Source organism: Nitrosomonas ureae, assembly GCF_001455205.1.
Lineage (GTDB): Bacteria > Pseudomonadota > Gammaproteobacteria > Burkholderiales > Nitrosomonadaceae > Nitrosomonas > Nitrosomonas ureae.
Genome location: NZ_CP013341.1, coordinates 2,347,900 through 2,360,191, shown reverse-complemented (window position 1 = coordinate 2,360,191; position 12,292 = coordinate 2,347,900). Strand labels below are relative to the sequence as shown.

Sequence of the window (12,292 nt, the reverse complement as noted above, 5' to 3'; positions counted from 1 at the left end):
TCCGCTTTCAATCAAAAAAGTTTCTCAACCATAATTCCAGATGGCGCGTCGCGACCACATCGTCACGATTATAGCCAAGAATTTCGGTTTTCAATTTTTGCCTTTCACGCGGATTGGTTTCTGAGAGAAAACGATTAAATTGCACCACTGACCACTGCGATCCGGATTCTTGATTCTCCCATTGAAAGTTAACCAAGTCCGGATGTTTACAAATATCCTTCAGACCATATCCCTGCAATGGCAAAACCAGACAATTCAGAACCGGATTCTGTATATCAAACAAAGGACTATCTTGACCCAGCAACCATGTAACTGTAGCATGACTTTCCATTGCATAGCGCTCGGCATACTTCCGGATAGTCGCTTTCTCGTGATTCGAATAATGTGCAAGCACTATTGACGGATATAAGGAACGATACGCTTCAACCTTCTGCAAGAAGCCTAACCAACCTTCATAGTCACTTGTTTCATCGTCAGTCCAGACATAATCAAAATTATCCTTGGCATATGCCGGCAACAGAAAACCCCATAGATACACATGACGCTCACGGGTTCTTGTTAACGGATTGTCTTCAATGTCAAAATGAATCCAGGTTCCCTCCGGCAAAGCTACCTTATCCAGCGGAAATACTTTACCGCTCAGAAAAGATTGGGCTTGCAGGATAGCACGGTATTTTCTTTTACTGCCCTTGAGATAAGGCACATCGGGTACAGTGTCGATTGTACTTGCGGCCAGCTTGGAGATGGTTGAAATACCAGCCTCCGTTAAAGCATCAGCGGCTTTGCCATGAACGCCATAGAGCAACGAGATATCTTCACGCGCCTCAAATTCCGGGCGGCAATGCGCTTCATAAGGACAAATACGGCATTTACTGTGGCTATAACGTACCGGCGGTTGCTGCTCCAGTTCAAGCAAGGCTCTCATGCTGGTAATAAATTCATCGACCAGTAATTCAACCTCATCGCCCAGCAATGCAGTACGGCCATCTCCAAGAAAAACCATGGCAGGCAATCCATTTCCCATTAATCGTCGATAAATTCCTAATTGAATCTGAATTGCTTTTTTGTTTTCACTCAGTGAAAGTTTCGCATCTGCAGATTGGTATTGACCATTTTCCTGTCGAATCAGGAAATCAGGATAACCCACCAATCCTTGATGCTCATCCACAAGCCGTCCTTGATATATAACTGGAACACCTTGTTGGATCAAAGCTTGCGTATGCTCGAAGGATGTTGCTTGCGCTACTGGGAATTGATTTTCCAGCTTAGCCAGCATGGCCGCTTCATGCGCCAAACCACGATCACTTAGCAGCTGATTAAACGCATCGGGTTCATACGCAGTAGGTTGATGCTTATCCAGCCATGCACGACGGGGACACGAGATCCACGCGGCGGCATCGCTCGGTTTGATTAGCATTCGAGTAGATTGGTGGATAGTCATGGCTTTATTCAAAAGCCCCGAAATAAAACCATCTATTCTATCGGGTTTAGCCGATGTGCATTGAGTTACTATCTAGGGCATTTGCATTTACAATGTTTTGAACCGGATGGATACGCCCGTCGCAACGATGCCATGGACTTCAAGGGAGTTTATATTATTCATCTTGTCAGCTGAGTAACCATTTTCATTCATCGCTTCATGATGAAATTCCACAATACGGGGCGAATACTTCGGCAATCAAATTGGAGTAATCCATCATCTGCTGGTATACTGCCCACACTGTTTTAATAAGTTTTATGGCGGGCCTCCCCGCATTGCAAAGTAGTGAATCGGGTCAGGTCCGGAAGGAAGCAGCCACAGCTATTCATTGCGAGTGCCGGGGGTCTGGCTCGCCACCCAGTGCAAACTGAGATTGTCATTTGCGCATTGCGGGTTGGTTTAATCGGATGTCATTCGCTTTTCAAATCTAAAAAGTGTCCCAAACACAAGTCCTTGCGCGAAAATGGCGCCCAAGAAATTTCACAGAACTGACTGGACAGGAACATGTAGTCAGAGCCTTGACTAATGCGCTTGAACAAAACAGACTGCATCACGCCTACTTACTGACCGGAACACGTGGTGTCGGCAAAACAACGATCGCCCGTATCCTGGCCAAATCGCTCAACTGTGAAATCGGTATAACCGCAGCACCGTGTGGCACTTGCCCGACATGCATGCAAATTGATTCCGGAAGTTTTATTGATTTGATTGAATTGGATGCAGCCTCAAATACCCAAGTCGATAACATGCGCGAACTGCTGGAAAATGCGCTGTATGCCCCTACCTGCGGACGTTACAAGATTTATATCATTGACGAGGTGCACATGCTCTCCAAGTCGGCGTTCAATGCCATGCTAAAAACGCTGGAAGAGCCACCGACGCATGTCAAATTCATACTCGCAACCACCGATCAGCAGAAAATTCCGATCACGGTCTTATCGCGTTGTTTGCAATTTAATCTGAAGCAAATTCCGCAACCCCAAATTACCGATCACCTGAAGAAAATATTGGCACAAGAAAAAATCCCGTGCGACATCCTATCACTGCAGCTTGTTGCCCGCGCGGCACAAGGCAGCATGCGGGACGCATTAAGCTTACTGGATCAAGCCATTGCTTTTGGGGCAGGTAAAATTGAAGAAGCCAGCGTACGGGATATGCTGGGTATCATTGACCATAGCTACCTGTTTGATTTATTGGATGCCTTGATCCGGAAGAATGGTGTGAAATTATTATCATTGGCCGATGAAATGGACGCACAATGCCTTTCATTCGATTGCGCATTGCAGGATATGGCAGTGATCCTGCATCGTATCGCACTGGCGCAAGCCGTCCCTCAAGCCATTGGCGAGGATATTCCTGAATATGTTCGCATTAATGCGCTGGCGAAAATACTGATGCCCGATGATATTCAATTATTTTATCAAATCGCACTGCACGGACGCGGTGATCTAAGTCTGGCACCCGATGAATATGCCGGTTTTACCATGACATTACTTCGCATGCTCACCTTCATGCCGGAGGGTTTTGCAGCCAATCAGCAACCGCCGCAAGTTCCACCCATAAACACTCAGCACTTGGTAAAAGCCGGGCACAAACCGCAGCCCATCCCGGAGCATACAACTCAGCACGTACTGGCTGACAATCCCGATCTTACCTGGCCGCAACTGACTCAGCGATTAAAGCTTGCAGGAATGGCTAAAATGCTGGCGCAACATAGTGAAGCCAAAATTCTTTCAGCTGATAAAATAGAACTCTGCGTGCCGGAGGCGCATAAGCACCTGCTGGAAAAGAAATATCAGGATAAAATCCAGTCTGCCCTGAATACTTTTTTTGGCAAGCCTATCGCACTTGATTTTTTCGTGGGCAGTATTACAGGATTGACACCTGCAGCAATACAACAGCGCGCAGAAGAAGAAAAACAGGCAGAAGCCATTGCAGCAATTGAAAAAGATCCGGTTGTGCAAGAGCTGATTGAACAATTTGATGCCAAATTAATTATTCCTTCAATTAAACCCATTCAAAACAAAGGAGACAGCAATGATGAAAGGTAATCTGGGAAATATGATGAAACAAGCTCAAATGGTGCAGGAAAACATGCGTCAAATGCAGGAAAAACTTGCCACTATTGAAGTGGAAGGGCAATCCGGAGCGGGCATGGTCAAGGTCATTATGACCTGTCGTCATGATGTCAAAAGAGTCAGCATTGATGACAGTCTTGTCGGGGACGATAAAGAAATGCTCGAAGATCTCGTTGCAGCAGCCTTTAATGATGCCGTGCGGCGCGTAGAAGCAACAACTCAGGAAAAAATGGCGGAACTGAGTAGCGGGTTAGGCTTACCACCTGGTATTAAATTGCCTTTCTAAAGCAACTTCTCTCATTCTGATAATATAAGGTAATTTTTTTACCTTATTAAAGAATTACTTTACCCATTTATTGAGTAGAATCTAATTATTATACTCAGCTCTCAAGTGCTGCCAGTAAAAATTTGAGGAAAGCCATGAGTGACAGGCAACTGGAAATCGTGCAAACAGTTGTAGCAATATTCAATGCAGCGCCGATGCACACTATTTAAACGAATTTGTTTCGTTTCTTGGCAACACTGGCAGTTCGGTAAAAGAACTGGCCAGCATCCTTGCATAGACCGATGTATTTAAACAATCACTCTATTCCGACAATTATCCCATTCCGAGTTTGCGCATCAATTTGTAAATAATACCGTTGGCTTACTGGTTAACAATAGGGATAAGCTATGGGCCGCATCAGAAATAGAGAAAATGCTGGAAGCAGGTGCAAGCCGAGAGGATGTTCTGCATTAAGCAGCGGCAGTACTTGCTTCGGTTGATTTCAACAATATCCATTGGGGTACAGCGGCTCAACGATTTAATCATAAAATCAAGGCCACCGCTTTTTACTCGATTGAGCAAGGTGGATCAGCCGCAAGCTTGTCAGCTTTACAGCGGGTAATCGAAGAAATCATCGGCGACGTAGCCAACTTGGACGCAACTAAAGCCCTGTTAGCTGCCGGAGCTCCAGGCAAAGTCATTGATGGTTATATCAAAGAAGCGTTCGTTTTTGTAGATCTTGATGACAATCGGTTGCATGATTCCAGAGAAAAAAATGCAATAACCGATGCACTGGTCAATTTTTCCATATCTCATACTGACGTGGTTTACTGAAACCGGACACTCCAGTTAAGAGAAAATAGCTTAAGTGGAGGAAGAAATGGTAACGAGAAAGCAATATACGAAAGAATTTAAATTAGATGCGATCAGCCTAGTATTGGATCAGGGCCACACGACGTCAGAAGTATCTCGAAACCTTGAGATCACGCCCAATATGTTGAGGAGGTGGATCAGGGAATACCAGGCAGATGATGCTGATCAGTCATTCCGGGGTAATGGGAAACTGACGCCAGAACAGGAAGAAATCCGGCAGTTGAAAACACAAATCAAGCAGCTCAAGCTGGAGAGGGAAATACTAAAGGAAGCGACGGTCTTTTTCGCGAAAGAAACGAAGTGAAGTATTCGTTCATTACCCAAAGGAAAAAGACCTATCCTGTTGGCTTGATGTGCCAACTTATGGGTGTAAGTCGTAGTGCCTACTATGGTTACGTTCGGTGCGTTGATAATTGTTCTGAAAGCCAGCTTCACGAGGAAATACTTGAAGCAGTTCGGAATATAGCAAAATCCAGCAATTATAGTTATGGTAGCCGCAGAATCGGAAAAGCGCTGAATGCGTTGGGTTATCCGGTTGGTCGCTGGAAAGCCCGAAGCCTGATGCGGGAAGCCGGTGTGCAAGTCAAGCATCGCAGGAAATACAAAGTGACAACCAATAGCGATCACAAACAGCCGGTATTCGAGAACAAGTTAAATCGGCAGTTTGATGTCGCAGCCCCCAATCAAGTCTACGTCGGCGACATAACCTACATTTGGACTCGGGAAGGCTGGCTGTATCTGGCTGTGGTCATTGATTTATTTTCCAGGAAAGTGGTTGGCTGGAGCATGAGTTCAAGAATGAAGGCGAGACTGGTTTGTGATGCATTAAGAATGGCTATCTGGCAGCGCCAACCACAAGCAGGACTGATAGTACACTCGGACAGTAAGAATACATGCACCAGATTTCAATAATGAGTTGACTCAATTATTGAATGAGTAATTATTGGAGCTCTGGTGCCGTAAGGGTTGCCAAGTTTCCTGACCCCCACTCTGATCGACCACAATTTGTGTCATTCCTCGGATCTGTCGGTTACTTGGCAACATCTGACGGTGAGGTTTCACCTCGCCTTTGTCTGTGACCCAAGAAGGGCCTGATCGCTTATCTCTTTACTGTCTTGTCCTGACAATCGGTTTCGGTGAATCCCTATCAATAACTGTATTCAAAATGGGGAACGAAAATGAATAATCAATCATTATCCAATCATCAAACCATTGTTGGGGGAGTCGATACACACAAAGATCTTCATTTCGTCGCTATAGTCGATGCCTATGATCGAGTACTTTCCAGTAATTCTTTCCCAACGACGCGACAGGGTTATAAATCAATGTTGGATTGGATGCAATCTTTTGGTGAGGTCAAGCGCATTGGAATAGAATGCACAGGGACTTATGGTGTAGGCTTGTTAAGATATTTACAACAATTTGATATCGAAATTTTAGAGGTTACTGCACCAGATAAAACAATTCGGCGCAAACGTGGTAAAGACGACACAATTGATGCGGAAAATGCGGCGCATGCAGCATTTGCTGGTATACGCACCGTCACACCTAAAACGCGTGATGGCATGGTCGAATCGCTACGGGTTCTCAAGATGTGTAGGAAGACCGCCATTGCAGCTCGCCGTATCGCACTACAAATGATCCAAATGAATATTATCTCTGCGCCAGAAGCGATTCGTGAATCACTACGCACAATGACTCGAATGCAATTAATCCGTACCCTTGCTGCCTGGCGACCAGATCTGAGTGGGTATCGTGATATATCAACTGCATACAAAATTGCATTGAAATCGCTTGCACGACGATATTTGGAGTTACATGACGAAATTGCAGATTTGGATGTGATGATTTCCGTCATTGTTGATGAATTAGCCCCCGAACTGATTACAGGCAAAGCCATTGGATATGAATCTGCGGCACAGCTACTCATTACCATAGGAGACAATCCGGAACGCTTAAAGTCTGAAGCTAGCTTTGCGGCGTTGTGTGGTGTCAATCCAATTCCTGCCTCATCAGGCAAGGTCAATAGGCACAGGTTAAATCGTGGGGGTGATAGAGCGGCTAACAGCGCGCTGCATATTATTGCTATAGGACGATTGCGGATAGACGCCAGAACTAAAGAGTATGTTGAAAAGCGTTTAACTCAGGGTCACACTAAACTTGAAGCACTTCGTTGCCTTAAACGTTATATCGCAAGAGAGGTATATTACACTTTGAGAAAGAGAAATAATTTAATCAATAGCGCACAAATTGCAGCTTGACATTTAGAAGGGCATCAGTTAAAAAAGTTTGAATGGACCCTTTGAAGTGAAGGATTAATACACATGGGTTTTCATACGGTTCATCCTCGTATCTTTCTAACCAGGTTGTAAATCCACTGTCATACCATAGTTCATGTTTCTTGGCCAAACCTTCAATAATATCTTTAAAACTTTTTATTTGACTTTTCAAAACATTGTCAGACAAATTTGATGTCATGATTATTTTTACTTGCCCAACCTGAAATTATAATAAGTCCTTTTTTCATATATATAGCATGAACTATTATCATTTGGTTACTTATGCCTATTAGGTTTGCTGACTATGACTAATCTTGATGAAACGATTCACATACCTGAACATCTTGAAAGCATTGAATATAGATTTTGATTTTGTCAGATTTTCCTAAGAATTATTGAATGTAATTTACAAACAATAATTAATTGGCCGAGCCAGCTTAAATGAAGTTCAACATTAAATTAATTTCATTTGCGAGTGCTACGTTTGGTTTATATAGTCAAAACCCAATGAAAGCTTTATATTATTTAATTTGGTTAGCACATATTATAATGTTGTCATTTCTATAATTTTCCACCGAATTGTCTGTTTGCACTTAGCTCCTTGCAGCCAACGATACACCTGCCTAACACTTTTCCCGAGTTCATGCGCAAGTTTAGGAGTCGTCCATCCTTGATCTAATAATACTTGCAATTCATCAGCAACGGAACCAGTTTGCATAATTGACGGCATAAAATTTTCTAAAGTAAGTTTTCTTTTCTTATAAACATTTTGAAACAATTGCTTATAACGCTCCACCACAGAAAAACTCACAGGCTGGCCTAATAAAATATTACTTAAAGTTTTATCGCTAATATTAAGCTCCCTGCATATTTCATTTCGAGCTACTCCTAGGGCTAATAGTGTTTTTAAAGGTCGATCTAACCAAGTTGTCAATCCATCTGGCGCTTCGATTTGAAAAATCTGTGACTCTTTCTCTCCCATTAACATAGTACCGTTTGATTCTCCATCTTCAGAATAACTATAAAGCGTTTGTGATTCTTTTCCGCAATAAGCAAGATCTTTTACCATTACCGGTTGCTTTTGAAGTTGCCCGATGCCATTAGACGGATAAGCTTTATTTTCTGCATGAGCAAAATAATGTAGTACCTTTTCCGCTAACGTTGCAGTTAGCGCATGCGGGACTGGCTTATGCGTATCTTTCTGCGTGAGACTTTCCATAATGGAATCAATCTCATTTGAAAACGATGCGTAATATCCAATTTCTAATAATTCGGGCTTTACTTGAATCATTTGTCCGGTCTGCCTTATTCGCTCATCAATCATCCATTGCTCAATACCAGGCAATGTAACGAAGAATGAGAATGGCCGGATATTTGGAATGTCATCGACTTTCTTAAACACTTCCCAAGTGGATACTGTTTCTTTTGAGATAGCAGGCGTTTCACCCAGTAAATTGTATATTTCCTCCTCAAGAATCATTTCATTATCAGCTTGTAATGGGCTTGCTTCCGCTCGGCGAATCGCCAATGTCCATAAATCATCGATCCAGCGAGCGGTGCAGATCGGATCATTATCCTTTGCATAAGGCACCGGAAGCTTGGAATGATATTCTGGTGGATTGATATAACTGCCAAGCCCGTGATTGGTGCATTTGCGAAGTCTAATGCCTACGTGCCATTGCCCAGTATCATCTTTCCAGCGCTTGTTATATAAGGCATAACGCTTGCTGGATACAGCCAAAACATACAAAGGTTCAAGTTCATCATCGACATAATTAACGTCTTCAATTTTTAGCAGTGGAATGCCTTCTCGATAAGGTGATAAACGATTAACAACCTCAGTTATATCTTGAATATGTTGATTAAACACATCTCTATCCATGCCTTCCGGTTTCACAAATACCATTGAATCCGTATCGCCTAATGCATGAGCGATACCCCGATCTTTTCCTAAGCGTTCGATCAAGGCAAACAATAGTCTTCCGCCCCCCGTAATGAAACTTGCAACTTCACCGGCATAATGTTTTCCAGGTGTTTCAAATTGCTTAGTTTTACACGGACGTGATAACCCTTGGCCGATATGTAGATTTATTGAACGCGGCGTTATATAAGGATCTTCCTCAATAAATTCAGCCAGTACGCCATAGCTGGTGGAATTTGCAAGAAATTTTAATCCCTGTTCCATTGATTCCAGTTTTTCAATTTCTTGTTTACTGGGATTTAATTCTGTAACTTGTTTCTTTAGAGATTTTATTTTGGCTTTAATATCCTGCCGCATTTCTATGATTGTTTTAAATAAATCATCTTTCTGCAAATCAATAGAATAATTTTCATTACCAAATATACTTTTAGGTTGAGTTAGTACAGTTCCATGCGGTATAAGCTCATAAGCCTCTTCTATTTCAAGAATATTGTTGGGATTCATAACTACCGCAGTACATACATCAGCCAGCGTGTACCAAACGGCTTCATTACCAAAGACAGGTGTAACAGATATATTGCTCGATTCAGCCTGTCCTGCAAAGCATGCCCTTACCGGTAAAATATCACCTCGCGGAATCAATTTCACCATTGAGCGAAGCTTCGGCCAAGTGGTAGGAGATAGTAAAGTTTCTGGTGAAAGGTTATTTAAAAACTCCTTAACCCAGGCAGTATTATTGCGTCGTTCTATTTTTTCCGCTAACAATAAAGATTGATTCTTCATCAGCGCATTGACTGATGGATATTGAGAAGTAAAATCCACTATCAGGCATTCCAATGGTTGTAAGCGAATCATTACTTCCGAACGTCCACCGTAATAAGCTTGACTGGCTATGCCATAGAAGCAAGGATCCGTATCCGGATGTTGTTTTTGGAAATAAGGTACTCCCATGGCTTTAAAATAAGCCTTGCCTAATGATGCTTCGGAATATATACGCGACATTGGAGTGCTTAAATCATGTTGCCGGTAAAGATCACGTAATCGCCGATATAAACTGAATGTTGCACGGATATCTTGAAAAGCATAGCCGATATATTGATCGCACAGTATTTTGCCGTGTCGGTTCTGTGCATCAAATTTGCTTTCAGACTCAGGTACACCCGAACGACGGCAAAGTCCTTTTAAAGAAAGCTCACCGGGCCCCAGTAAGGCACGGCCTAACGTTGCTGTATCAAGGAATTCACCTGCATAAGGCTTGGCGGCTTTTTCGATATTCTGGCGCACGATGCGAAAAGCAAACTTAGCTTTTTTCGGGCCTAATTTACGTACTCGTAGATAAGGATGAAACTTGCAATCAAAGGATTTCAAATCTGTTTGAACATTGGGACGACTTGTTTTCCAATGTTCAATACAGTCGCACAGCACCAGTTTGAAGCCATTTGCATAATCTTTACCACCTGGCCCCCAATCTGTCGCAAGTCTTGAAAGATCAAATGGAAGATTATGACCGACACACAACGCGCGCTTATCATGAACCCAGAAATAAAATTGCTGCTTGACGAAAGATTGAAGCGTCAACAAAACCATATTAGGGTGACCTTCATCCTTTTCGCTATTAAATCTTTCCACCCAAGATTTAAGAAGGATAAGCTCCTCAGGAAGTAAACGCTTGGGATTATAAAAACAAAAATGCCGATGGGGTTTGTCCAACGCTTCACGTGTAAGTTGGCCCGACTCCCAAGAATTAACTTGCTCTGATTTTTCTATCCCAAATACGCTTGCGAAGCCAAAACGCAATTCATTCTTGACGTCAGCGGTTGTTTCGCAATCGAATACAAAAACAAAATCTGAATGCGGTTTAAATTTCTCAGCGATTGCAGAGTGCATTTCTCGCAAATATTGTGCACGTGGCGACAGAGATTTGGATGGCTTTTTCTCTTCAGGTTTTGCCTTTGATTTTTTATGATTGCCTATCTGCTCAGGATAAGCTCTCAAGATTTGTGTTAATACTTTTGGTTCTAAAGTCAGTTTGGTTTTGTTCACGCCATTTTCTCCTTCGCTCACCAATTTCATGCATATCCTTCAACCCAAGCTCGCGGCTTGATCCATTTCGTGTATTCCACCTCAATTGCCGCTCTGTCAGCTCAGCATGGCAATTCAAACAAACATCAACAATCCAATAAGGATTATTGCAACGCTTCTCCACATGATGACCTTCGAGAGGTAAATGATCACCTTCGCATGCTCCACATTTTCCTCGCTTATGCCTAATATCTTCACAGTTGTGGCATCGAAAGTAATCCTTGGAAATCCTTTGCAATACAGACCAAAAGTATTCTCCACAGTCTTCACAACACGCTGTTTCCGGCCAGCCCAGTTTGACTTTATTGCGACTCATGCAGAAAACTCCAAATTGCCACCAATTTCCACGCGCTCGGAAATTCTATGTTGCCGTCCTGCTTCTTTCTGACTTTCAACAATTCGGCGCTTGCGCTCCCGTTCAAGCACTATCAAGGTATCTAAATCGGTTACCAAGCGGTAAGAATGGCCTCGCACATCGAGAACTACTATGCGTGTGTATTTATCAAGTAATTTTCCATCATTGTTCTTGATGGCTTTCATCACAGTATTCAAATATCCTGCTAATTGGGAAGCCGTGGATTTATCCACTATTAAACGTTTTATAGCATCCGGTTTGACATAAACTTCTAGAGATGCAAGCGTATCAAGCGCAAGATAACGTTTGGTATCTGAACTATATTTGATAAATCCCAAATCATTCATCCAACGTTTAAGGGTAGATACACCTATTCTTTCCATTCTTGCAGCATGCGTGAGGGATTCTCCCTGCCTCATGCGCTCGGCTACACGATAGCTTTTTATCAAAGTTGATGATTTTGGTGATAGGGGCGTGGATGTGCGTATTATTTGCGCAGAAATCTCCTTTTGTCGTGGATGGCCGTAGGATTGTGATCGCGACAATCCTTTTGCTTTTCCTGCCTTCAGGCGTTTACGATACCCTGCCGAGAGCTGTGATAGTAATTTACGAGGGCGACCTATTTTTTTAGTCATGGCAAACCCCCTTTTGTAATTGAGGCATTGGGTCATTGATATTCACGATTGTATTTTTAACTATTATTAATATTAAAGCGCTCACGTTGTACCTCCGATTATTTATACATTTTATGTTAATCACAATAGTAAACTTAAACTTCTGGGTGTGACAAGCATTGATAATCAATTACTTACATTAAAGCATAAGTAATCTGTTTGACTAAGCTTATGCACGATTGTAAAATTCTAAAATGAGTGAATTAACCACCTCGGAATTGCTTAAGGCCCTTAATAAGTCCGACAGGAAGGTATCCCAGGATCAATTGAAATATTGGCGTAGGA

8 protein-coding genes, 1 other RNA gene and 1 pseudogene are annotated in these 12,292 nt (G+C 42.6%); 6 read left to right on the top strand and 4 right to left on the bottom strand.

The features are described 5' to 3' along the window. Window positions 1-7: 7 nt before the first annotated feature. Window positions 8-1,441 carry a TM0106 family RecB-like putative nuclease gene (locus tag ATY38_RS10790; protein WP_062559305.1) on the bottom strand — a complete coding sequence of 478 codons (1,434 nt, stop codon included), beginning with the start codon at window positions 1,439-1,441 and terminating at the stop codon, window positions 8-10. 298 nt (window positions 1,442-1,739) lie between these two features. Here ATY38_RS10790 and ffs point away from each other — a divergent pair. The 6 genes and pseudogenes from ffs (at window position 1,740) to ATY38_RS10755 (ending at window position 6,957) form a co-directional block, all read left to right on the top strand. After that, an RNA gene (ffs, locus tag ATY38_RS10785) (signal recognition particle sRNA small type) lies at window positions 1,740-1,838 on the top strand. 76 nt (window positions 1,839-1,914) lie between these two features. Beyond that, window positions 1,915-3,531 (top strand): DNA polymerase III subunit gamma/tau, encoded by a 1,617-nt coding sequence (dnaX, locus tag ATY38_RS10780; RefSeq protein WP_062559304.1) that lies wholly within the window; start codon window positions 1,915-1,917, stop codon window positions 3,529-3,531. Beyond that, window positions 3,521-3,844: a YbaB/EbfC family nucleoid-associated protein gene (locus ATY38_RS10775; RefSeq protein WP_201011928.1), complete on the top strand. Its 324-nt coding sequence runs from the start codon at window positions 3,521-3,523 to the stop codon at window positions 3,842-3,844. The genes dnaX and ATY38_RS10775 overlap by 11 nt, the downstream gene beginning before the upstream one ends. A gap of 579 nt (window positions 3,845-4,423) precedes the next feature. Then, a complete protein-coding gene (locus ATY38_RS10770; RefSeq protein ID WP_062559302.1) occupies window positions 4,424-4,657 on the top strand; it encodes a hypothetical protein in 234 nt (77 codons plus the stop codon). A gap of 46 nt (window positions 4,658-4,703) precedes the next feature. Continuing rightward, a pseudogene (locus tag ATY38_RS15535) lies at window positions 4,704-5,578 on the top strand (IS3 family transposase); the annotation flags it as partial. A gap of 296 nt (window positions 5,579-5,874) precedes the next feature. Beyond that, a complete protein-coding gene (locus ATY38_RS10755; RefSeq protein WP_062557725.1) occupies window positions 5,875-6,957 on the top strand; it encodes an IS110 family RNA-guided transposase in 1,083 nt (360 codons plus the stop codon). A gap of 562 nt (window positions 6,958-7,519) precedes the next feature. Here the strand turns inward: ATY38_RS10755 and ATY38_RS10745 are convergent. The 3 genes from ATY38_RS10745 to ATY38_RS10735 are packed head-to-tail and all read right to left on the bottom strand — an operon-like array spanning window position 7,520 to window position 11,968. Continuing rightward, a complete protein-coding gene (locus ATY38_RS10745; RefSeq protein WP_144429459.1) occupies window positions 7,520-10,939 on the bottom strand; it encodes a hypothetical protein in 3,420 nt (1,139 codons plus the stop codon). Further along, window positions 10,875-11,294, bottom strand: coding sequence for a hypothetical protein (locus tag ATY38_RS15865; protein ID WP_144429458.1), 420 nt, complete (start codon window positions 11,292-11,294; stop codon window positions 10,875-10,877). The genes ATY38_RS10745 and ATY38_RS15865 overlap by 65 nt, the downstream gene beginning before the upstream one ends. Next, the gene (locus ATY38_RS10735) at window positions 11,291-11,968 is read right to left on the bottom strand and encodes a hypothetical protein (RefSeq protein ID WP_062559031.1); all 678 of its coding nucleotides are present in this window, start codon (window positions 11,966-11,968) and stop codon (window positions 11,291-11,293) included. Before ATY38_RS10735 ends, ATY38_RS15865 begins: the two co-directional genes overlap by 4 nt. Window positions 11,969-12,292 lie beyond the last annotated feature (324 nt).

Bases quoted from the DNA above. Each gene is read 5' to 3' on its own strand.
- ATY38_RS10790 (WP_062559305.1), bottom strand. From the start codon at position 1,441: ATGACTATCCACCAATCTACTCGAATGCTAATCAAACCGAGCGATGCC.
- ATY38_RS10775 (WP_201011928.1), top strand. From the start codon at position 3,521: ATGAAAGGTAATCTGGGAAATATGATGAAACAAGCTCAAATGGTGCAG.
- ATY38_RS10755 (WP_062557725.1), top strand. From the start codon at position 5,875: ATGAATAATCAATCATTATCCAATCATCAAACCATTGTTGGGGGAGTC.
- ATY38_RS15865 (WP_144429458.1), bottom strand. From the start codon at position 11,294: ATGAGTCGCAATAAAGTCAAACTGGGCTGGCCGGAAACAGCGTGTTGT.
- ATY38_RS10735 (WP_062559031.1), bottom strand. From the start codon at position 11,968: ATGACTAAAAAAATAGGTCGCCCTCGTAAATTACTATCACAGCTCTCG.